This window comes from Achromobacter sp. B7, from assembly GCF_003600685.1.
GTDB classification, from domain to species: domain Bacteria; phylum Pseudomonadota; class Gammaproteobacteria; order Burkholderiales; family Burkholderiaceae_B; genus Achromobacter; species Achromobacter spanius_B.
Map to the genome: position 1 here is coordinate 1580482 of NZ_CP032084.1, position 21375 is coordinate 1601856.

The window sequence follows — 21375 nt, forward strand, 5'->3', positions numbered from 1 at the left end:
AATGAAAATCCAGCAAGTTGGACGCGCGGCGGGCAGGTGGAGTTCCCGTTGGGGGAAGCGGCTTGCCGACGTGGCGGGGCGCGGAAATGAAAAAAGCAGCCCGAGAGGGCTGCTTTTAGAATTTGGTGCCGGCAATAGGAGTCGAACCTACGACCTTCGCATTACGAATGCGCTGCTCTACCAACTGAGCTATGCCGGCAAGACCATTTGCTTGGGATTTGATCGCCTTTCCGGGTTGCGGAGCAACGAACAAAAGATCAGCAAAACATCTTTGTTCTTTCCAGTTCGCCGCCCTGTTTATGGGGCCTGATCTGGAAAGACCGAAATCATATCAGAGTTTTTTGGGGATGGGAAACGGTCGGCCCAAAAAGAACTAAAAAAATCGAAATTTGCGCGCGCCAAAAATTTAGTTCATAATTGCGTTCTTGGCAGATCCCCGATAGCTCAGTCGGTAGAGCGACGGACTGTTAATCCGCAGGTCGCTGGTTCGAGCCCAGCTCGGGGAGCCAAAAGAATTCAAGGTCACAAGCCGCTGCGCGCAAGCATGGCAATGGCACGGGACCCAAGCCGAACTGAAGGGCCACTCGCGAAAGCGAGTGGCCCTTTTAGTTTTTGCTGCGCGCCCCGCTACCACGCGGATACGGTTGTTGTGCGGGTGTTGTACGCTTCGCCAGATCCAACACAACCGAGCGGGACAAGGTGCGATGGCAGGCCAGATTGAAGACGACAAGCGCATCGGCGTAACCGTGATTTCAGGCTTCCTGGGCAGCGGCAAGACCACGCTGCTGAACCGCCTGCTTCACGAGCCCGCCTATGCCGACACCGTGGTCGTGGTCAATGAATACGGCGATATCGGGGTCGATCACCATCTGGTCCGCTTGGCGCCTGCCAATGTCGTCCTGATCGAGGGCGGCTGCCTGTGTTGCGTCGTCAGCGGGGCGGTGGTCGATACGCTGCGTGAGCTTTTCATGTTGGCGGTCAGTCGGCGGATCAAGCCGTTTCGCCGTGTGATTATCGAAACCAGCGGGTTGGCCGATCCCGCTTCGACGCTGTTCATGCTCAAGCACGACCGGTTCCTGGCGGAGCGCTACGCGTATCGCGGCGCAATCGTGTTGGTGGATGTGCGTCATGGTGAATCGCAATTGGCCAACCAGCCCGAAGCCGCGCGGCAGTTGGCCTTGGCAGACACCGTCGTGCTCAGCAAGTCCGACTTGGCCGACGCGGCGCAGTTGCGGCGCGTGGAGCAGGCAGTCATTGCCATTAATCCGGGGGCACGGCGCTGTGTGCAGCGCCAGGATGCGCCGCTGGCCGGCATCTTGCGCGAAGGGCCCGATGTGGCAGCGCGCCGCGATGGTGCTGCCTTGTCGAATTGGCTTCAGGCGTTTGTCCGGCCACCCGCCGACCGGCATGGCCAGGTTGCGAGCTTTTCTTTGTTCTTGTCGTCGCCCCTTGGGCGTGCCGCGTTCCTTGCTGGCGTGTCCCGCATTCAAGAACGCTATGGGCCGGGAATTTTGCGGATGAAGGGGCTGGTGTGCTTCGAAGGGGAGGCGCTGCCTTGCGAGGTGCATGGGGTGCATGGCGAGCTGTACCCCTTGCGCGCACTGGCGCAATGGCCAACAGACGACCGCGCATCGCACCTGGTCTATATCGTGCGTGGCCTGGATGTTGCCGAGGTTCGCGCGGCCGTTGCCGAGGCGTTGTTGCAGTCGCCGGCTTGAGCCTGCCGTGCTGGCGTGAGTGCTCAAAATGTCGCCATTTAGGCGCAGATGTTGCACTGAAATACGGTATAACCGGTACGGTCTGATGCAAGAATCGAGACAATCATGGATCGTTTGAAGGCGATGCAGGTGTTTGTAGAGGTTGCTGACCGGGGAAGCCTGTCGGCGGCGGCGGTTCATCTGGACATGTCGCGCGCCATGGTTTCGCGCTATCTGGCTGAAATGGAGCAGTGGGTCGGGGTGCGCTTGCTGCACCGTACGACGCGCCGCCTGAGCCTGACCCCCGCGGGCGCCGAGACGCTACCGCGTTGCCGCCAGATGCTTGATATGGTGGGTGACCTGCGAAGCGCGGTATCCACGCCTGAAGATACCCCTAGGGGGTTGTTGCGAATCACCACCAGCATGTCGTTCGGTTCAAGGCATCTGGCCAGCGCTGTGACGGATTACGTGAAGCTGCACCCGGGCACGTCGGTCGACTTGATGTTGGTCGAGCGCGCCGTCAACCTCGTGGAAGAGCGGGTCGACCTCGCGGTGCGCATCACCAATGACCTGGATCCGAACCTGATCGCTCGCAAGCTGGCGGTTTGCCGGTCGGTGGTGTGTGCATCCCCCGAATATTTGGCCCGAGAGGGGGTGCCAGCTCGAATCGAAGACCTGTCACTGCGAAACTGTCTGACGCATTCTTATTTCGGTAAAAGCCTGTGGCGTTTCGAGCGGGAAGGCTTGCCCGTGGATGTGCCGGTCAGCGGCAATATCAGCGCCAACGAAGTGTCCGTGCTGCTGCATGCCGCGTTGGAGGGGGCGGGTATTGCGATGTTGCCCACTTACTACGCCAATGAATATATTGCGGCGGGGCGTTTGAAAGCGATCTTGCCTCAATGCAAACCCCAGGAATTGGGTATTTATGGCGTTTATGCGTCGCGCAGGCAAATGCCCTTGATACTGCGTTCCATGTTGGACTTTCTGGTTGAGCGCTTGGGTTCGGCTCCTTGGGACAAGCCAGGTGCCTGATCCAGGCCACCCGCGCACGCGTTTCAGGCTTGAGGCACAACGTTATGGCGGTATAATTCGCCAATTACGCGGACGGCTGGCCATGGGCGTTGATGTCAGTCTTGGCAAATCGGTGTCCGCTGGCATGTACCTTCAAAATATCCAAGAATCGTAAGGCTGGCCAGCGTCCGGCCAGGGCGCGACGAAGCAGGTCTTCGCTTGTGCAGGGGTGATTGATTGTCGGGCGTGTGGCCGGTCGCCATATTGCCAAGATCATTGGCCGCGGATTCGGGCCGTTGATACTGACCGCCGTGAAATGCAGGCGTCGGGTTCCGGCGCTTCCCTCGGGCTTGCTGGCCGTTGATGCCGGCTTTTCCAGAATTTGCTTAAAGCGTCTGCCGCGATATCCGATGCGCAGACACTACGCCTTTATCTTGACCCGCTCGCCTTTCGTGGCGCCAGCCTGTCATTGGCAGTCAACCCAGGAATCTTGTGAACAATACGCCGATCAACGCCGTCGATTGCAGCCCCGTCTTGATGGCGGCTCGGCGTGCCGAGAAAGCCGGCGCGGTGACGTTCGCTTCCGTGCAAGCTGTGTCCGCACCAACTGGTTTTAGCTATATCCGTGAAGCACAAATGAAAAAGGCCCGGCGCATTCGCCAGGCCTTCATCAAATTTGGTTGCGGGGGCAGGATTTGAACCTACGACCTTCGGGTTATGAGCCCGACGAGCTGCCAGACTGCTCCACCCCGCGTCTGAGAAAAGAATATTAACCTTATTTTCAACCTAGCGCAAGTTAGCCCTTTGTGAATTTGAATGTCGATGAACGATAGCGAGGCAATACTCGTGCTGGAAACCGCGTTGTTATGCGCGGTGCAGCCGATGCAACTGTCCGATATGCGCAAGCTATTCGGGGACGATGAACAATTCGATAACAGCAAGCTACGCGGGCTGTTGGAGACGCTGCAAGCCAATTGGGCCGATGGCGGCCTCGAGCTGGTGCAGCTGGCAAGCGGCTGGCGATTCCAGAGCCGCCCGCATATGCAGCGGTACCTTGAGCGCCTGAGTCCTGAAAAGCCGCCCAAGTATTCGCGCGCGGTCATGGAAACGTTGGCGATTGTTGCCTGGCGCCAGCCCGTTACGCGCGGCGATATCGAAGATATACGTGGCGTGACGGTGTCTTCGCAAATTGTGAAGGCCTTGGAAGATCGTGGCTGGATCGAGGTGATCGGGCATCGCGATGCGCCGGGTCGTCCTGCGCTGTTCGGCACCACGCGACAGTTCCTGGATGATCTGGGGCTGCGCGCGCTGGACGAGTTGCCGCCTCTGGAGTCTGCCCACGCCGCCGCCGCGCTCGCGGGGCTGGACCTGGGTGAAGTCCGGCAACTGACGGGCGAGGGCGCTGAGGCGCCGGCAGAAGGGGCGGCGGAAGGGGCAGCGGCAGTTGGGGGTGCGGACGCCGCTGCCGACGGGCAAGTCAGCATTGCCGAGGCGGGCGAGGGCGGTGAACATGCCCAAGGCGAGCTTGCCGTAGAAAATATGGCCGACCCCGAAGAAAATGACCCTGTTCCAGTTGCGGAATTGTCAGTTTCGGAACAGGATGCACCCATAGACCCGGTCGATAGCGTAGAATCCGTCGTTTCGCGCACAGAAGAAGGCGCGAATCCCGACGACGAACCCACCGTCCGGGAGCAAGCCGCAGGCTTGTCCAATATGCCGACCCCGTCCGGTTTTCCCGACGACAGGTTCGGTAACGACATTTCCGATATGGCCGCCGACCCCTCTACGGCCGGTGCTGCAAAGGAAAGTGTCGCGAACGCAAAACACGCGGAACCGACCGACCCGATTGACGAGACCGATCACGCAGCGCCTGGCGCCGCCGGGCATGAGCCCGCTTTCGGCCTTGATGATCCTGTTCGGCCCGAACCCGATGCCGTTTCCACGGCCTCGGACGAAGCGGATCCGGCGCAACCTGGCGCCGATCCTGATTCGGCGTCCCCTGATGATGACGAGCCCGCCCCTGGCAGGCCTACCCAAGTTTGAAATTCGGAGCTGTCCCAGTGACAACGAATACAGCAATGCAGGACGACAATCCCCGTTCGGATGACGCCGTTTCCAACGGTCAGCCGGACGCCTCCGCCGCGCGCGAACCCTCTGCTGAAGGCGATGCCGGCGCGCGTGGGCGCGGTCGCAAGCTGAGGACGCCGTTCCGCCGTCGCCGTGGCGACGCCGCCGCAGAGCAGGCACCCGCTGAGGGCCAGTCCGTTGCGGCCGCGGCACCGGTTGAGTCGGCTGACTCCCGGGGTGGTGAGCAGGAAGCGGAGCAAGCGTTGTCGTATCTCGACAACACCGATCGCATGGAACAGCGCCTGGGCAAGTACCTGAACAGCGATTCGGTCATGCCCAAGCTGCACAAGGTGCTGGCGGACGCCGGCATCGGCTCGCGCCGCGAGATGGAAGAGTTGATCGTTGCCGGTCGCGTGTCCGTCAATGGCGAGCCGGCCCATATCGGCCAACGCGTTGCGCCCAACGATCAGGTCCGCGTGAACGGCAAACCGATCATGCGCACGAATACGAAAAAGCCGCCGCGCGTAATTCTGTATCACAAGCCGGCTGGCGAAATCGTCAGCCATGACGATCCGGCCGGCCGCGCCAGCGTGTTTGCACGCTTGCCCAAGCTGCGCACGGGCAAGTGGCTGTCGGTCGGGCGTCTTGACCTGAACACGGAAGGTCTGCTGATCTTCACGACGTCGGGCGACATGGCCAACCGAATCATGCATCCGCGCTATGGCACGGAACGCGAGTACGCGGTCCGCGTGCTGGGCGAGATGGACGAAGCGCAGCGCCAGTCGCTGGTGGACGGCATCGAACTTGAAGACGGCGTGGCCGCGTTCGGCGCGCTGGATTACCTGGGTGGCGACGGCAGCAACCGCTGGTATCGCGTGACCTTGCAGGAAGGGCGCAACCGCGAAGTCCGCCGCATGTTCGAAGCGGTAGGTGTGACGGTCAGCCGCCTGATCCGCACTCGCTTCGGTGACGTGGTCCTGCCGCGCACATTGCGTCGTGGTCGCTGGGAAGAATTGGATGGTTCGCTGGTTACCGCGCTGATGGTCCAGCTGGGCCTGTTGCGCGATGACGACGAATCCGGCGGCAACCGTCGCCGTTCGAAGCAGCCCGTGTCGCATGACAGCGCGCTGCCTCCCGGCTTCGGCACGATGGATCGCAATGGTATGAACGGCGCCCGAATCGGTCGTCGCGGCAAACTGCAAGGCGGCCGGCTGGGTAGCGCGGGTCAAACCGCCGCATGCCCGTCCGATCCCTTTGGCACCGGATTGATGATTGCCGGTGGCTATGCCAACGGTCATCCGCTGGCCTCGGAAGGGCCGGGCGGCAACCGCAAGGGCGGCAAACCCGGCGGCGAGCGTTCGGCCGCAGCTGGTGGCGGCCGTCCTGGCGGCAAGCAAGGCGGCAAGCCGGGCGGAAAACCCGGCGGCAAGCCGCGAGGCCCGCGCGGTCCGCGCGCGGCGGCGGCAGATGGTCAACGCGGCAACGTGGCTTCGGCTGATGTCGGGGCCGGCAACGTGGCCGAAGCGCCCGTGGGCGGTGGCCGCAAACCTTCGGGCGGCAAGCCCGGTGGCAAGCCGGCGGGCGCGCGTGGCGCCAATGGTGGGCGTAGCGGTAACGGCAAGCCTGCCGGCGCCGGCGGCCGTGGCGGCAATAAGGCGGAAGGTTCGCGCAATGCCGGCGGCTCGGCTGCGAACAAGGGTCCGGGGGCGGGCGGCAAGCCGCGCGCTCCACGCAGTGCTTCCTCTGCCTCGTCGGGCCCGCGCGGCGACGATTGGCAGCCGCGAGGCGCCTCGGCGCATGAATCGCGGTTGGGTGTGATGGGTGGACGAGGCCGTCAGGGCCGCTGATCCGCTTGCTGGCGGCGCGTTTGGCGCGCCGCCGACCCCGATATGTCCCGTATAAGCGTAAGCCCGTGACGAATCAGGCGTTTTTCCGGTTTATCTGGTAAAATCAATGGTTTTCATGGCTTCGCGTCATTGCCCTTTGCCGGGCGATGGGGTCGAGATGCCGCTTTGGCAGGCTTGGTTGTTGCCAATGCTGGGGTCAAAGCCGGAGTCAACGCCGGGGTCGCGGCTGGTATGAATGCTGGTATGAGTACCGGTTCGAATGCTGGTATGACTGCCAGGTGTTATAGCCGGCAGCCGGCAGCAGTTTGCATTAGCAATTGAAGCGCAGCGGGTTTGCAATAGCTGCGGTTCTCAGCGGTTGTTGAATACGAAGTTGTTCAATAGCAGTTTGGCATCGGATATGCGCCAAGTGCCGCCGGACCCGAGGTTTCAATATCGGGTTGTGGGGCAGGCAGGGTCGGAATGACCCGTGGTGCATCAATTTAGGTCGCAATATAGGGCGCTGCCCAGCATTGCTCCTTACGTGCAGTAGGGAAGCGGCTGGGCTCTGCGCAATATCGGTGGGCTGGGCGTGCAGCCCATTTTTTTTGAGTATATGGCTGATTTATTCGCATTGACCGAAGAGGCTCTGGCCGGCATGGACGTCGAACTCGTGGACGTCGAGCGTGCCGCCCTGGGCCTTTTGCGCGTAACGATCGATCGGGTCGGCGGTGTGCGCATCGAAGACTGTGAACAGGTTTCCCGCCAGTTGTCGCGGGTGTTCGAAGTCGAAAACGTCGACTACAAACGACTGGAAGTCGGTTCGCCGGGCATTGACCGCCCGTTGCGCAACGAAGCCGAATTCCGCCGGTTTGCAGGCGAGCGCATCGAAATCAAGCTGCGTGAGGCATTAGACGGACGTAAGGTTTTCTCCGGCACGTTGACCGTGCCCGAAGACGACGCCGCCGCCTCGGAAGCCGACGCTGGGATGCACAAGACCGTCTTCGGTCTCGAATTTGAGGCAAAAAAGAACGAAATCCAGGTGTTGAATTTCACGGTCGAAGATATCGAACGTGCAAAACTGGATCCCGTTCTGGATTTCAAGGGCAAAAAGCGATGAGTCGCGAAATTCTTCTGTTGGTCGATGCCTTGGCGCGTGAAAAGAACGTCACGCGTGACGTCGTGTTCGGTGCGCTGGAAAGCGCGCTGGCCTCGGCCATGAAAAAGCGCTTCAAGGATGATGCGGACATTCGTGTCGCCATCGATAGGGAAACCGGCGATCACGAGGGCTTCCGCCGCTGGCTGGTGGTGCCCGACGAAGCGGGCCTGCAAGAGCCCGACAAGCAGGAAATGCTGTCGGACGCGCAAGAAATCGTTCCTGATATTCAGGAAGGCGAATACATCGAAGAGCCGCTTGAGCCCATCGAATTCGGCCGTATCGGCGCGCAGGCGGCCAAGCAGGCCATCTTGCAAAAGATCCGGGACGCTGAACGCGAACAGGTGCTGAACGACTTCCTGGACCGTGGCGAAACCATTGTGTCCGGCACGATCAAGCGCATGGACAAGGGCGACGCCATTGTCGAAACCGGCAAGATCGAAGCGCGCCTGCCGCGTTCCGAAATGATCCCGAAGGAAAATCTCCGGGTTGCCGACCGCGTCCGCGCCTACGTGTTGCGTGTTGACCACGCCGCGCGTGGTCAGCAGGTGATCCTGTCGCGCACCTCGCCCGAGTTCATTCGCCAGCTGTTCGAGAACGAAGTGCCCGAAATCGAACAGGGTCTGCTCGAGATCAAGGCTGCCGCTCGCGACGCGGGTGTGCGTGCCAAGATCGCCGTGGTGGCATACGATAAGCGTATCGACCCGATCGGCACCTGCGTCGGCATGCGCGGTTCGCGCGTCACCGCGGTTCGTAACGAGCTGGGTGGTGAACAGGTCGACATCGTGTTGTGGTCTGAAGACCCCGCGCAGTTTGTCATTGGCGCCTTGGCGCCGGCCAACGTCGAATCGATCGTCGTTGATGAAGACAAGCATGCGATGGACGTCGTGGTTGACGAAGAAAACCTGCCCAAGGCCATCGGCGCCAAGGGTCAGAACGTGCGCCTGGCGTCCGAGCTGACGGGCTGGCAGATCAACATCATGACGCCGGAAGAAAGCCTGAATCGCCAGGAAGTCGAGCGTTCGGGTCTGCGCACCACGTTCATGAGCAAGTTGGACGTTGATGAGGAAGTCGCCGACATCCTGATCGACGAAGGTTTTACCGGTATCGAGGAAATCGCTTACGTACCCATGCAGGAACTGCTGGAAATCGAAGCGTTTGACGAAGACACCATCAATGAATTGCGCGCCCGTGCCCGCAATGCGCTGCTGACTGAGGCAATTGCCCAGGAAGAGCGTCTTGAGACCGCACAGGATTTGCTTGAACTCGAAGGCATGACGCAAGAACTGGCTGCAAAGCTGGCCGAGCGTCAAGTGCATACGCGTGATGATCTGGCCGAATTGGCAACGGACGAACTGGCGGAAATCGCCGGCTTGACCGAGCAGGAAGCCAGCGACCTCATCATGCGTGCCCGTGCCCATTGGTTCGACGAAGAATAACCAAAAGGACACGGGTCTGCGGTGGGTAGTGCTGGATTCATCCACCGCAAGTTCACGTTGTTTGTAATAGCTGCATATAGGGAAGAGAGAGCCTAATGTCGAGTAACACCGTCGCCCAGTTCGCTACCGAGCTGAAAATGCCTGCCAATGTGCTGCTGGATCAGCTGCGCTCGGCTGGTGTTGACCTCAAATCGGTTGACGATTCCGTCACCGACAGCGACAAGGCGAAATTGCTCGAATCGCTGCGTCGCGCCCATGGCGCGACCGAAGGCAAGAAGATCACCTTGACGCGCCGCCAGACGTCCGAGATCCGGCAGGCTGATGCCACCGGCCGCTCGCGCACGATTCAGGTCGAAGTGCGCAAGAAGCGCGTGTTCGTCAAGCGTGATCCCTCCGAAATCGCCCTTGAGCAAGCCGCGTCCGCGCGTGCCGAAGATGAAGTTGCGATCGAAGAAGAGCAGCAGGTGTCCGCGCCGGCTGCACCCGAGGCTCCTGCCGTGGTCGAGCCCCGCGAGACCACTGCCGACAAGGCCGAGGCTTCGGCCCCTGCCGCGGCACAAGAGCCCGTTGCTGTAGAAGCGCCCGCGCCGGTTGAAGCGCCCGCGCCTGTTGAACCCGTCGCGGCCGAAGTGCCCGCCCCCGTCGAGGCGCAAGCCGCCGAAGTCCAGGCCCAGCCTGAACCCGAACCGACGCCGGCGCCTGCTCCTGCCGAGCCCGTGGCCGAAGAGGCCAAGCCCGAAGTTAAGACTGAATCCACCGAGCCCAAGGCTGAAGAAGCCAAGCCGGAACCCGTTGTGCTAGCCAATAAGTCCGATACACCTTCCCCCGAGGCCACTGCGCCGATCGCCCAGGCGCAGCCTGCCGCGAAGTCCGAACCCGTGAAAACCGCCGCGCCCGCGCCGGCCGCGCCCCCCGTCAAGGTGGGCAACCGTGCCGACAACCGCCGCGCCGGCCCGCCCCTTGCTGCGTCCGCTACGTCGGGTGGCCGCGATGAGGCGCGCCGTGCCGCCGAGGCCGAAGCCGCCGCGCTGCGCGAGATGCTGAATCGTCCGCGCAAGGTGCTGCGTGCTCCTGAACCGGAGGCCCCCGCTGCCGCCGCTGCCGCGCCGATTTCCGGCACGCTGCACAAGCCGGCCGGCAAGCCGGGTGCCACGCCTGGCGCCAAGAAGGACGCCAAGCCCGCCGCTCCTGGCGCGAAAAAGACCATCAAGACCGCCGAAGTTGCTTCGACCTGGTCGGATGACGCCTCGCGCAAGAAGCCCGCCGACAAGCCGGCCGCCCCGGCCAGCCGTGATGGCTGGCGTGCAGGTGGCAAGGGTGGTGGCAAGGGCGGCGGCCGTGGTGGCCGCAACCAGCAGAACGACCGCCGCAACGAGCCCGCACCGCAGGAATTCATTGCACGCGAAGTTCACGTGCCGGAAACCATCAGCGTGGCCGACCTGGCTCACAAGATGTCCGTGAAGGCCGCCGAAGTCATCAAGCATCTGATGAAGCTGGGCCAGATGGTCACCATCAACCAGGTGCTGGACCAGGAAACGGCCATGATCGTGGTCGAGGAACTGGGCCACGTGGCCATCGCCGCCAAGCTGGACGATCCGGAAGCATTCCTGGACGAATCCGCCACGGTGTCCGAAGCCGAACAACTGCCGCGCGCTCCGGTCGTGACCGTCATGGGCCACGTCGACCACGGCAAGACCTCGCTGCTGGATCACATCCGCCGCGCCAAGGTTGCCGCGGGCGAAGCCGGCGGCATTACGCAACACATTGGCGCCTACCACGTTCAAACCGAACGCGGCATGGTGACCTTCCTTGACACCCCGGGCCACGAGGCGTTCACCGCCATGCGTGCCCGCGGCGCCAAGGCGACCGACATCGTGATTCTGGTGGTTGCCGCCGACGACGGCGTGATGCCGCAAACGCGTGAAGCCATCCACCACGCCAAGGCCGCGGGCGTGCCCATGGTTGTGGCCGTGACCAAGATCGACAAGCCGTCGGCCAACCCGGAACGCGTCAAGCAGGAACTGGTTGCCGAACAGGTCGTGCCGGAAGAATACGGTGGTGACGTGCCCTTCGTGGGCGTGTCGGCCAAGACCGGCGAAGGCATTGACGATCTGCTGGAAAACCTCCTGCTGCAAGCCGAAGTGCTGGAATTGAAGGCTCCGGAAGACGCACCCGCCAAGGGTCTGGTCATCGAAGCCCGTCTGGACAAGGGCCGTGGCCCGGTCGCGACGATCCTGGTGCAAAGCGGCACGCTCAAGCGCGGCGACGTCGTGCTGGCCGGCGCAAGCTTTGGCCGCGTGCGCGCCATGCTGGACGAAAACGGCAAGCCGATCCAATCGGCGGGCCCGTCCATCCCGGTGGAAATTCAGGGTCTGACCGAAGTTCCCGCCGCCGGCGACGAACTGATGGCGCTGTCCGACGAACGCAAGGCGCGCGAAATCGCGCTGTTCCGCCAAGGCAAGTTCCGCGACGTCAAGCTGGCACGCCAACAGGCCGCCAAGCTGGAATCGATGTTCGACAACCTGGGCGAGGGCACGCAAACGCTTACCCTTATCGTCAAGACCGACGTGCAGGGTTCGCAGGAAGCGCTGGTTCAGTCGCTGGTCAAGCTGTCGACCGACGAAGTCCGTGTGCAAGTGGTGCACGCGGCCGTGGGCGGCATCTCGGAAACCGACATCAACCTGGCTATTGCCTCGAACGCGGTCGTGATCGGCTTTAACGTGCGTGCGGAAGCAAGCGCCAAGAAGCTGGCCGAGAACAACGGCATCGACGTGCGCTACTACAACATCATCTATGACGCCGTGGATGAAGTTAAGGCGGCCATGTCGGGCATGTTGGCGCCCGAGAAGAAGGAAGAAATCATCGGCCTGGTCGAGATCCGTGAGGTCTACAGCATCTCGCGCCTTGGCAACATCGCTGGTTGTATGGTGCTTGACGGCATCGTCCGCCGCGATTCCCAGGTACGCCTGCTGCGCAACAACGTGGTTCACTGGACGGGGCATCTTGAATCGCTGCGCCGCTTCAAGGACGACGTCAAGGAAGTCAAGTCGGGCTTCGATTGCGGTCTTACGCTGCGCGGCAACAACGACATCCAGGTGGGTGACCAGCTGGAAGTCTTTGAAATCAAGGAAATCGCGCGTACGCTGTAAAGCGTCGCGAGGCATTATTGCTAATGAGCCGTCACAAGTCCAAAGCCATCCCCGGCCGCAATTTGCGGCTGGCCGACCAGATCCAGAAGGATCTGGCCGAGATCATCCAGCGCGAGATCGATATGTCTCGCGCCGGGCTGATCACGCTCTCTGGTGTGGAATTGTCGACCGACTACGCGCATGCCAAGGTGTGGTTCACGGTTTTGGGCGCCGAGCCCGAAGCCGCCACCGCCTTGCTGAACGAAAAAGCCGGTTGGCTGCATTCCCAGCTTTACAAGCTGCTGCACATTCACACTGTCCCCACTTTGCGCTTCTTCCACGACGAGCAGATTGCCCGTGGCATCGAAATGTCGATCCTCATCGACCGCGCAAACCGGCCCGGCCCGCACTCGGGCGTGCCTGACGAACCTGAAGACCAGTCCTGATCGGGCTGTCGTCACTGCTTTTCAACCGGATTCCGACGATGGCTAAACGACGCGGGCTTTTGCTCGACGGTGTGCTGTTGCTCGACAAACCCGTAGGTTTGTCGAGCAACCACGCCTTGCAACGCGCCAAGCGTTCCATGGACGCGGCGAAAGCCGGTCATACGGGCACGCTGGATCCCTTCGCCACCGGCTTGCTGGTGTGCTGCATGGGACGCGCAACCAAGATTTCCGGCGCGATGCTTAACGCTGACAAGGCGTATCGCGCTACGCTGCAATTTGGCAGCGAAACCGATTCTGGCGACCTGACCGGCAATGTCGTGTCCACCGCCGAACCGGGCTTTACCGTTGACGAACAGGCGCTGCGCGACGCGCTGTCACGTTTCTCGGGCACGATCGAGCAGATTCCGCCGATGTACTCCGCGCTTAAGCGCGATGGCAAACCGCTGTACGAGTACGCGCGCGCCGGCATCGAGCTGGAACGGGCCCCGCGCCAGATCACGATTCACCGCATCGAGCTGTTGTCCCTTTCGGGAACGCAGGCAGAGATCGATGTGGCTTGCAGTAAAGGCACATACATCCGAACACTGGCCCAGGACATCGGGCGCGTGCTGGGCTGTTTCGCCCACCTGACGGCGCTGCGGCGCACGCATGTCGGGCCATTTTCTCTGGAACGCGCCGTTGAGCTGGAAGCCTTGCAGGCCATGCCAGACCCCAAGCAGGCATTGCTTGCACTGAACGAATTGCCGGAGGGCTTGCTGCCCTCCACCCTGACCTTAAAGGACTCGCTATGACTCGCGCCTTGCGCAACGTCGCCATCATCGCCCACGTGGACCACGGTAAAACAACCCTGGTCGACCAGCTGCTGCGCCAATCCGGCACCTTCCGCGAAAACCAGGCGCTGACCGAACGGGTCATGGACTCGAACGACCTGGAAAAAGAACGCGGCATCACGATTCTGGCCAAGAACTGTGCCGTTGAATACGAAGGCACGCACATCAACATCGTCGACACCCCGGGCCACGCTGACTTCGGTGGCGAAGTCGAACGCGTGCTGTCCATGGTTGACGGCGTGCTGCTGCTGGTTGACGCCGTTGAAGGCCCGATGCCGCAGACCATTTTCGTGACCCGCAAGGCGCTGGCCCTGGGCCTGAAGCCGATCGTGGTCGTCAACAAAGTTGACCGCCCGGGCGCCCGTACCGACTTCGTCATCAACGCCACGTTCGACCTGTTCGACAAGCTGGGCGCGACGGAAGAACAGCTGGACTTCCCGGTGGTGTACGCCTCGGGCTTGTCCGGCTACGCCGGCCTGACCCCGGACGTGCGCGAAGGCAACATGCGCCCGTTGTTCGAAGCCATTTTGCAGCACGTGCCGCAGCGTGACGACGATCCCAACGGCCCGCTGCAGATGCAAATCATCTCGCTGGACTACAACAGTTACGTCGGCAAGATCGGCGTGGGCCGCATCAACCGTGGTCGCATGCGCCCCGGCATGGAAGTGGCTTACAAGTTTGGTCCCGACGGCCAAGGCGGCAAGGGCCGCATCAACCAGGTCCAGAAGTTCCATGGCCTGGAGCGCGTTGTGGTTGAAGAAGCCGAAGCCGGCGACATCGTGCTGATCAACGGCATCGAAGAACTGGGCATTGGTTGCACCGTGACCGACGTGATCACGCAGGAAGCCCTGCCGATGCTGCGCATCGACGAGCCGACGCTGACCATGAACTTCATGGTTAATACGTCGCCGCTGGCCGGCCGCGAAGGCAAGTTCGTGACCAGCCGCCAAGTGCGCGACCGCCTGGACCGCGAACTGAAGTCCAACGTGGCGCTGCGTGTGCGCGACACGGGCGACGACACGGTGTTTGAAGTGTCGGGCCGTGGCGAACTGCACCTGACGATTCTGCTGGAAACGATGCGTCGCGAAGGCTACGAGCTGGCCGTGTCGCGTCCGCGCGTGGTGTTCAAGGACATCGACGGCGTGAAGTGCGAGCCGTTCGAATCGTTGACCATCGACGTTGAAGATGCCCACCAGGGTGGCGTCATGGAAGAGCTGGGCCGCCGCAAGGGCGACCTGCAGGACATGCAGCCGGACGGCCGTGGCCGTACGCGTCTGGAATACCTGATCCCGGCCCGTGGCCTGATCGGCTTCCAGAACGAATTCCTGACGCTGACGCGCGGCACGGGTTTGATGAGCCACATCTTCCACGAATACGCCCCGGTCAAGGAAGGTTCGATCGGCGAGCGTCGCAACGGCGTGCTGATCAGCCAGGACCAAGGCGATGCCGTGGCCTACGCGCTGTGGAAGCTGCAGGATCGCGGCCGCATGTTCGTGAGCCCGGGTGATGCGCTGTATGAAGGCATGATCATCGGCATTCACAGCCGTGACAACGACCTGGTCGTGAACCCGATCAAGGGCAAGCAGCTGACCAACGTGCGCGCCTCGGGTACCGACGAAGCCGTGCGCCTGGTGCCGCCGATTCAGATGTCCCTGGAATACGCCGTGGAATTCATCGACGACGACGAGCTCGTTGAAATCACGCCGAAGTCGATCCGTCTGCGCAAGCGCCATCTGCTGGAAAACGAACGCAAGCGCGCCGCGCGCGAAGCCTCGGTCTAAGGCGAGCCCCCGGGGATATTCCTCCCTGGCGGTTCGGCAGCAAAAAGCCGCGCACCTGTTGGTGCGCGGCTTTTTTTCATGCGTGCGTCGGCCCGCTGCGGGGCCGCCGCCGGAGGACTACACCCCGCTTTGCTGATGCCGGTATTCCTGCGTGGCGCCGCCGTATCCATAGGCTGCTGCCCGCGCGTCGATCACGTGCACGTACGAGCATTCGTGCAGCTCGCCCAATATCTGCTGGAAGGACGCATAGATCTCTTTGATATAGCGTGCCTTTTCGGCCTTGGTGTTGGTTTCGTCCGTGACGCTGATGTCCAGGTGGAAGGCGTTCTTGCCCAGTTCCGATAGCGGCTTGCCGCCGATGAACCAGAGATCGTGCGGAATGTGCTGCAACGTAATGGCGATGACAGGCAGCTTCTTGCCCAGCACGGACTGTGTCAGTCCGGCCACCGAGTCGACCACGCGACGATTGATGGCGGGGTCCGATTGACCGGAAATGTGTACGACGATATGGGGCATGACTGGCTCCTGTGTGTGAGGGTACAAGGCCAGTGTAGGGAAGCGTTTGACATCGGAAAAGCGGGAAATTACGATTCCATCCATCGACTTATCCGTTGGATACGCTATGTCTGGATTTGACCTTGACCAGTTGCGCACGCTGGTCGCCGTGCTTGATGCCGGCAGCCTGACGGCGGCGGCGCCCAAGGTTTTTCTGTCGCAGTCATCGGTCAGCGAACAGATGCGCAAGCTGGAAGAGCGCGCCGGCCAGGCGCTGCTGATACGCGCCAAAACCGGCGTGACGGCCACGCCGGCGGGCGAGCGGCTGCTGCGTCACGCCCGCGCCATTCTTGCGCTTAGTGACGAGGCCTATCGCGATTTACGCGGCGTGGCGCTGCGCGGCGAATTGCGGCTGTTCATCACGGATTACTTTCGCCCCGGCGATGTGGCGCGCATGCTGCGGCGCTTGAACGAACAGTATCCGCAGGTGCGCTTGCACGTGACGATCATGAAAAGCGGCGCGATCGAGGCTGCCTACGAACGAGGTGAAATCGACGTGGGCATATCGATGTCGATCCAGGAACGCGGCGCGCCACGGGCCAGGGCCCAGGGTGCATTGCTGCGCCGCGAGCCGCTGCTATGGATGGCGGCGGAAGGCGCCGCGGCGCCCGCTGGCGAGCCCTTGCCGCTGCTGGTCTTGCCCGAGACATGCGCATTGCGCCAGTACGTAGAGCGTCAGTTGACGCGGCGCGCCGTGCCCTACGCGGTGGCGCATGTGGCATCCGGCGTGGCGGGCTTGCAGCTGGCTATTTCGGCGGGCCTGGGGGTGGCCTGCCTGAACGAGTCGGCGCTTGCGCCCGGCATCGCGCGGTTGCACGCGCCCGGCCTGCCGACGCTGCCGTCGGTGGAATTTCGGCTATTGCCCGCCCGCCCCGGAGAGAGCGAATTCATCGGCCTGGCGCGCGAAGCCATCGTCAAAGCCATGGCGTGAGGCGATGGGCTGAGATGACGACCCGAGATGCTGGCGTGAAGCCATGCGCTTGAAACGGCGGCCTGGGGCGGCCGCCGCATCATGCTTGAAGTCGAGCCCAGGGCTCAGGCCGGAGCTCAGGCCAAGCCTCAGGCTCAGGCGGGCAGGGACGGCGCGTATTGGGCTTCGGAAGTGACTTTGTCATGGAATTCCACGACGCGGCGCACCACTTTGACGGGGTCGTCCTCGATGATGAAAAGGTCAAGGTCGTGCGCGCCGATCATGCCGTTACCCAGCACCTGATCGCCCAGCCACTCGACCATGCCCGACCAGTATTCGCTGCCCACCAGCACGATGGGCGCGGGCGGCACTTTGCCTGTCTGGATCAGCGTCAGCGCTTCGAAGAGCTCGTCCAGCGTGCCAAAGCCGCCCGGCATCGCCACGTAGGCGAAGCTGTGCATGAAGAACGTGGCCTTGCGCGAGAAGAAATACTCGAATGACAGGCTGATGGTTTGGTATTCGTTGTTGTGCGCTTCGTGCGGCAGGCTGATATTCAGCCCGATGCTGGTGCCGCCTGCTTCGAAGGCTCCCTTGTTGGCGGCCTCCATGATGCCGGGGCCGCCCCCTGCAATGACCGCGAACCCGGCGCCGGCCAAGGCGGCCGAAATGGCAACGGTGGTTTCATAGTGGGGGGAGTTGCGGCTGACGCGTGCGCTGCCGAAGACACTGACTGCGGGCCCGATGTTCGCGAGCTTATCTGCCGCCGTCCGTATCTCTGACATAATCAGCGGAATTTGTTTGCCGGCGGGTGTTTCCATATCTGCCTTTGTAACCATGAAAAAAACCTTATTACTGGTCGACGGTTCAAGCTACTTGTACCGCGCTTTCCACGCTATGCCTGATTTGCGCAACGCGCAAGGCGAACCCACGGGTGCGCTGTACGGCGTGGTCAATATGCTGCGCAAGCTTGTATCTGATCATAAGGCAGAGTATGCCGCATGTATTTTCGATGCTCGCGGCAAGACTTTCCGAGACGATCTGTATCCCGAATACAAGTCGCATCGCCCGCCCATGCCGGAAGATCTGGCCGCGCAGATCGAACCCATCCACCGCGCGGTGCGCGCGCTGGGCTGGCCGGTGCTGGCCATCGAAGGGGTAGAAGCCGACGACGTGATCGGCACGCTGGCCAAGCGCGCCGCCGAACACGATGTGCACACCATCGTCTCGACGGGCGACAAGGACCTGGCGCAGCTGGTCAACAGCCACGTCACCCTGGTCAACACCATGACCGGCGAAGTGCTGGACGAACCCGGTGTGGTCAACAAGTTTGGCGTGCCGCCCGACCGCATCGTCGACTACCTGATGCTGGTGGGCGATACCGTCGACAACGTGCCGGGCGTGACCAAGGTCGGCCCAAAGACGGCCGTGAAGTGGTTGTCCGAATTCGGCTCGATCGACAAGCTGATCGAAGGCGCCGACAGCATCAAGGGTGTAGCCGGCAACAACCTGCGCGAGGCCATCCCCAACTTTCCGCTGACCCGCCAATTGCTGACGGTGAAGTACGACTGCGACCTGACCGGCCATGTCGAAAGCGTGGACGACCTGAAGCCGCGCGAGCGCGACGACGCCACCTTGACCGAGCTGTACGAGCGCTACGGCTTCCGTACCTGGCTGCGCGACCTGACCGGGGATGCCGAGCGCGTGCCCGCGGGCGATGCGCGCATCGCGGTGGATGTGCCGGAGGCGCCCGCCGAGCTGGACTACCGCATCATTTCCGACTGGGCCGAATTCGACGCCTGGTTCGAGCGGCTGCAACACGCGTCCCTGGTGGCGCTGGACACTGAAACCACGTCGCTGGACCAGATGCAGGCACGGCTGGTGGGCTTGTCCTTGGCGGTAGAGCCGGGCGTTGCCTGCTACATCCCCGTGGCGCATCGCGGGCCGGACGGCGCCACGCAGTTGCCCAAGGCCGAGGTGCTGGCGCGCCTGAAGCCGTGGCTGGAAGATGCGTCGCGCGCCAAGCTGCTGCATCACGCCAAGTACGACGCGCATGTGTTCGCCAACGAAGGCATTGCGCTGGCCGGCATCACCGACGACACGATGCTGCAAGCGTATGTGCTGGAATCGCATCGCGGCGTGGGGCTGAACGACCTGGCACAGCGCTATCTGGGCCGCAGCGGCGTGTCGTACGAAGACCTATGCGGCAAGGGCGCCAAGCAGATCGGCTTTGACGAGGTGGCTGTCGACAAGGCGGGGCATTACGCCGCCGAAGACGCCGACTTCACCTTGCAATTGCACCGTGTGCTGCGCCCGATGGTGGCGGCGGACCAGGGCCTGGACCGCATCTACCAGCTTGAGATCAAGGTGTCGGCGGTGCTGACCACGATCGAACGCAATGGCGTGAAGGTGGACGCCGAAGAGCTGGGCCGCCAAAGCCACAAGTTGGGCCAGGAAATGCTGCGCCTGGAGCAAAAAGCCTATGAACTGGCCGGCCAGCCCTTCAATTTGAATTCGCCCAAGCAGCTGGGCGAAATCCTGTTTGAACGCATGCAGTTGCCGGTGGTGCGCAAGACCGCCAGCGGTGCACCGTCAACCGACGAAGACGTGCTGACCAAGCTGGCGCTGGACTACCCGCTGCCCCAGGTGCTGCTGGAATACCGGGGGCTGTCCAAGCTGAAGTCCACCTACACGGACAAGCTGCCGCGCATGATCAACCCGGCCACGGGCCGCGTGCACACGCGTTATTCGCAGGCGGCGGTCATCACGGGCCGCTTGGCCTCGTCCGATCCCAACTTGCAGAATATTCCCGTGCGCACCGAGGCGGGCCGCCGCGTGCGCGAAGCCTTCATTGCCGAGCAGGGCGTGCTGCTGTCGGCCGACTATTCGCAGATTGAACTGCGCATCATGGCGCACGTGTCCGATGACGCCAATCTGCAAAGCGCGTTCGCCGCCGGCGAAGACATTCACCGCGCCACGGCGGCCGAAGTGTTCGGCGTGGCCTTGGCGGACGTGTCGACGGACCAGCGTCGCGCGGCCAAAGCCATCAACTTTGGCCTGATCTACGGCATGGGCGTGTTCGGCCTGGCGTCCAACCTGGGCATCACCCGGGACGCCGCGCAAGCCTACATCGACCGCTATTTCGCCCGCTATCCCGGCGTGGCGATGTACATGGAAAATACCCGCAGACTGGCGCGCGAACAGGGCTACGTCGAAACGGTTTTCGGTCGACGCCTGCAACTGCCCGAGATCCGTGGCGCCTCGGGGCCGCGTCGGCAAGGCGCCGAGCGGGCCGCCATCAACGCGCCCATGCAGGGCACGGCGGCTGACCTCATCAAGCTGGCCATGGTGGCCGTGCAAGATTGGCTGGAAGCCGAAAAACTGCAAACCCGCATGATCATGCAGGTACACGATGAACTGGTTCTGGAAGCGCCGGATGCCGAGATCGACGTGGTCAAGGAAGCAGTGCCTCGCCTGATGTGCTCGGTGGCCGAACTGCGCGTGCCGCTGGTCGCGGAAGTGGGCATGGGCAAGAACTGGGAACAGGCGCACTAAGCGCTGCGGGTTCTGCACGGAAATTCCGATGGGCCGTCCTTGGACGGCCCATTTCCGATTTTGGGATTGCAACAATATAATGTTGCGCTTCCTCCCCGCCTATACTGCGTCCCCCAAATGTTGCTGCTCTGGGTCCTGCTTGCCACCATAACCGGCGGGCTTATTGCCGTCTTTGTCGCCAGCTGGCTGGCCTACAAGGTGTTCGCCCAATACCTGCATCACATGGTGAGCCTGTCGGTGGGCGTGCTGCTGTCGGTGGCGCTATTGCACTTGTTGCCCGAGGCCTTCGAGGGCGCGGTCGGCAACGCCCATGCCTTGTTCGGCCTGATGCTGGCGTCGCTGATCGGTTTTTTCGTGTTGGAAAAGATTGCGCTGCTGCGTCATAGCCATCACCACGAGGGCGACGGGCATCACCACCACAAAGGCCACGACCACCACGAAGCGGGGCGGGGCGGCGTGCTGATCCTGATTGGAAGTTCGCTGCACAATCTGTGCGACGGGGTGCTGGTGGCGGCGGCGTTCCTGACGGACCCGCTGCTGGGCGTGCTGACGGCGGCGTCGATCATCGTGCACGAAGTGCCGCACAAGCTTAGCGATTTTGTCGTGCTGCTCAATGCCGGGTTGCCGCGTCGCCGTGCGTTTTCGTTGATCCTGTTCACCAGCTTGTGTTCAGCCGTGGGCGGCATAATAGGGTACTTTGTGCTGCAGCAGGCGCAGGACTGGGTGCCGTATATCTTGGTGGTTGCCGCAAGCAGCTTCCTGTATATCTCGGTGGCCGACCTGATGCCGCAGATGCATGAACGGGTGTCCCTTTCGGATGCCGTCCCGCAGTTGTTGCTGGTGGGCTTGGGTGTCGCGCTGATCTACAGCGTGACCACGCTGATGCACCATGGGCACGAGCACGAGGCCGACGCCGGCACTGGCGCGCCCCATGCGGAGCACGCCCACACGCATTAGGGCGCGCGCGGACGGGATGC

The 21375-nt window shown here is 62.4% G+C and carries 16 protein-coding genes and 3 tRNA genes; 15 read left to right on the forward strand and 4 right to left on the reverse strand.

The genetic code is table 11. From position 1 onward, the window contains the following. Positions 1-123: 123 nt before the first annotated feature. Positions 124-199: transfer RNA gene (locus tag DVB37_RS07090), tRNA-Thr, on the reverse strand. A 234-nt stretch (positions 200-433) separates the two neighbouring features. Between DVB37_RS07090 and DVB37_RS07095 the strand changes: the two genes are divergently transcribed. The 4 genes from DVB37_RS07095 to DVB37_RS28295 all read left to right on the forward strand — a co-directional run bounded on the left by DVB37_RS07095 (position 434) and on the right by DVB37_RS28295 (position 3407). After that, positions 434-509 (forward strand) — tRNA-Asn (locus DVB37_RS07095). Positions 510-704: 195 nt separating this feature from the next. Further along, a complete protein-coding gene (locus tag DVB37_RS07100) occupies positions 705-1718 on the forward strand; it encodes a GTP-binding protein (RefSeq protein WP_120154454.1) in 1014 nt (337 codons plus the stop codon). 105 nt (positions 1719-1823) lie between these two features. Further along, positions 1824-2729: a LysR family transcriptional regulator gene (locus DVB37_RS07105; protein ID WP_104143175.1), complete on the forward strand. Its 906-nt coding sequence runs from the start codon at positions 1824-1826 to the stop codon at positions 2727-2729. 471 nt (positions 2730-3200) lie between these two features. Next, on the forward strand, positions 3201-3407 hold the full coding sequence (locus tag DVB37_RS28295) for a hypothetical protein (RefSeq protein WP_162941169.1): 207 nt from the start codon (positions 3201-3203) through the stop codon (positions 3405-3407). Here DVB37_RS28295 and DVB37_RS07110 read toward each other — a convergent pair. Next, positions 3386-3462 (reverse strand) — tRNA-Met (locus DVB37_RS07110). The genes DVB37_RS28295 and DVB37_RS07110 overlap by 22 nt on opposite strands. Before the next feature lie 62 nt (positions 3463-3524). On the opposite strand from DVB37_RS07110, the gene scpB reads away from it, so the two are divergent. The 8 genes from scpB (at position 3525) to typA (ending at position 15381) form a co-directional block, all read left to right on the forward strand. Beyond that, complete coding sequence (gene scpB, locus DVB37_RS07115; RefSeq protein ID WP_120154456.1) at positions 3525-4751, forward strand: SMC-Scp complex subunit ScpB; 1227 nt, start codon at positions 3525-3527, stop codon at positions 4749-4751. Positions 4752-4786: 35 nt separating this feature from the next. Continuing rightward, a complete protein-coding gene (gene rluB, locus DVB37_RS07120) occupies positions 4787-6622 on the forward strand; it encodes a 23S rRNA pseudouridine(2605) synthase RluB (RefSeq protein ID WP_162941170.1) in 1836 nt (611 codons plus the stop codon). A gap of 595 nt (positions 6623-7217) precedes the next feature. Further along, a complete protein-coding gene (rimP, locus tag DVB37_RS07125; RefSeq protein ID WP_104143179.1) occupies positions 7218-7721 on the forward strand; it encodes a ribosome maturation factor RimP in 504 nt (167 codons plus the stop codon). After that, a complete protein-coding gene (nusA, locus tag DVB37_RS07130; RefSeq protein ID WP_006218270.1) occupies positions 7718-9196 on the forward strand; it encodes a transcription termination factor NusA in 1479 nt (492 codons plus the stop codon). Before rimP ends, nusA begins: the two co-directional genes overlap by 4 nt. Before the next feature lie 95 nt (positions 9197-9291). Then, a complete protein-coding gene (infB, locus tag DVB37_RS07135) occupies positions 9292-12345 on the forward strand; it encodes a translation initiation factor IF-2 (RefSeq protein WP_120154461.1) in 3054 nt (1017 codons plus the stop codon). A 23-nt stretch (positions 12346-12368) separates the two neighbouring features. Continuing rightward, entirely contained in the window at positions 12369-12770 is a 402-nt protein-coding gene (gene rbfA, locus DVB37_RS07140; RefSeq protein WP_006218273.1) for a 30S ribosome-binding factor RbfA, read from the forward strand. Positions 12771-12808: 38 nt separating this feature from the next. Further along, positions 12809-13561 (forward strand): tRNA pseudouridine(55) synthase TruB, encoded by a 753-nt coding sequence (gene truB / locus DVB37_RS07145; RefSeq protein ID WP_046802776.1) that lies wholly within the window; start codon positions 12809-12811, stop codon positions 13559-13561. Continuing rightward, positions 13558-15381 (forward strand): translational GTPase TypA, encoded by a 1824-nt coding sequence (typA, locus tag DVB37_RS07150; RefSeq protein ID WP_046802777.1) that lies wholly within the window; start codon positions 13558-13560, stop codon positions 15379-15381. Before truB ends, typA begins: the two co-directional genes overlap by 4 nt. A 117-nt stretch (positions 15382-15498) precedes the next feature. Here typA and DVB37_RS07155 read toward each other — a convergent pair whose 3' ends face one another. After that, complete coding sequence (locus DVB37_RS07155) at positions 15499-15897, reverse strand: 4-oxalocrotonate tautomerase (protein ID WP_104143182.1); 399 nt, start codon at positions 15895-15897, stop codon at positions 15499-15501. Positions 15898-16003: 106 nt separating this feature from the next. Here DVB37_RS07155 and DVB37_RS07160 point away from each other — a divergent pair, with 106 nt between their 5' ends. Then, positions 16004-16867 carry a LysR family transcriptional regulator gene (locus DVB37_RS07160; protein ID WP_046802779.1) on the forward strand — a complete coding sequence of 288 codons (864 nt, stop codon included), beginning with the start codon at positions 16004-16006 and terminating at the stop codon, positions 16865-16867. A gap of 134 nt (positions 16868-17001) precedes the next feature. Here DVB37_RS07160 and DVB37_RS07165 read toward each other — a convergent pair whose 3' ends face one another. Continuing rightward, a complete protein-coding gene (locus DVB37_RS07165; RefSeq protein ID WP_046802883.1) occupies positions 17002-17628 on the reverse strand; it encodes a TIGR00730 family Rossman fold protein in 627 nt (208 codons plus the stop codon). Positions 17629-17680: 52 nt separating this feature from the next. Here DVB37_RS07165 and polA point away from each other — a divergent pair, with 52 nt between their 5' ends. Both polA and DVB37_RS07175 read left to right on the forward strand, forming a co-directional pair. After that, positions 17681-20398 (forward strand): DNA polymerase I, encoded by a 2718-nt coding sequence (polA, locus tag DVB37_RS07170; protein ID WP_120154463.1) that lies wholly within the window; start codon positions 17681-17683, stop codon positions 20396-20398. A 117-nt stretch (positions 20399-20515) separates the two neighbouring features. Continuing rightward, positions 20516-21355, forward strand: a complete 840-nt coding sequence (locus DVB37_RS07175) for a ZIP family metal transporter (RefSeq protein ID WP_046802781.1) — start codon at positions 20516-20518, stop codon at positions 21353-21355. Positions 21356-21375: the final 20 nt, after the last annotated feature.

Excerpts from the sequence above, each read along its gene's own strand:
- rimP (WP_104143179.1), top strand. The coding sequence starts at position 7,218 with ATGGCTGATTTATTCGCATTGACCGAAGAGGCTCTGGCCGGCATGGAC.
- rluB (WP_162941170.1), top strand. The coding sequence starts at position 4,787 with ATGCAGGACGACAATCCCCGTTCGGATGACGCCGTTTCCAACGGTCAG.
- scpB (WP_120154456.1), top strand. The coding sequence starts at position 3,525 with ATGTCGATGAACGATAGCGAGGCAATACTCGTGCTGGAAACCGCGTTG.
- DVB37_RS07175 (WP_046802781.1), top strand. The coding sequence starts at position 20,516 with ATGTTGCTGCTCTGGGTCCTGCTTGCCACCATAACCGGCGGGCTTATT.
- DVB37_RS07155 (WP_104143182.1), bottom strand. The coding sequence starts at position 15,897 with ATGCCCCATATCGTCGTACACATTTCCGGTCAATCGGACCCCGCCATC.
- DVB37_RS07100 (WP_120154454.1), top strand. The coding sequence starts at position 705 with ATGGCAGGCCAGATTGAAGACGACAAGCGCATCGGCGTAACCGTGATT.
- typA (WP_046802777.1), top strand. The coding sequence starts at position 13,558 with ATGACTCGCGCCTTGCGCAACGTCGCCATCATCGCCCACGTGGACCAC.
- DVB37_RS07160 (WP_046802779.1), top strand. The coding sequence starts at position 16,004 with ATGTCTGGATTTGACCTTGACCAGTTGCGCACGCTGGTCGCCGTGCTT.
- truB (WP_046802776.1), top strand. The coding sequence starts at position 12,809 with ATGGCTAAACGACGCGGGCTTTTGCTCGACGGTGTGCTGTTGCTCGAC.
- DVB37_RS07165 (WP_046802883.1), bottom strand. The coding sequence starts at position 17,628 with ATGTCAGAGATACGGACGGCGGCAGATAAGCTCGCGAACATCGGGCCC.
- nusA (WP_006218270.1), top strand. The coding sequence starts at position 7,718 with ATGAGTCGCGAAATTCTTCTGTTGGTCGATGCCTTGGCGCGTGAAAAG.
- rbfA (WP_006218273.1), top strand. The coding sequence starts at position 12,369 with ATGAGCCGTCACAAGTCCAAAGCCATCCCCGGCCGCAATTTGCGGCTG.
- DVB37_RS07105 (WP_104143175.1), top strand. The coding sequence starts at position 1,824 with ATGGATCGTTTGAAGGCGATGCAGGTGTTTGTAGAGGTTGCTGACCGG.
- infB (WP_120154461.1), top strand. The coding sequence starts at position 9,292 with ATGTCGAGTAACACCGTCGCCCAGTTCGCTACCGAGCTGAAAATGCCT.
- polA (WP_120154463.1), top strand. The coding sequence starts at position 17,681 with ATGAAAAAAACCTTATTACTGGTCGACGGTTCAAGCTACTTGTACCGC.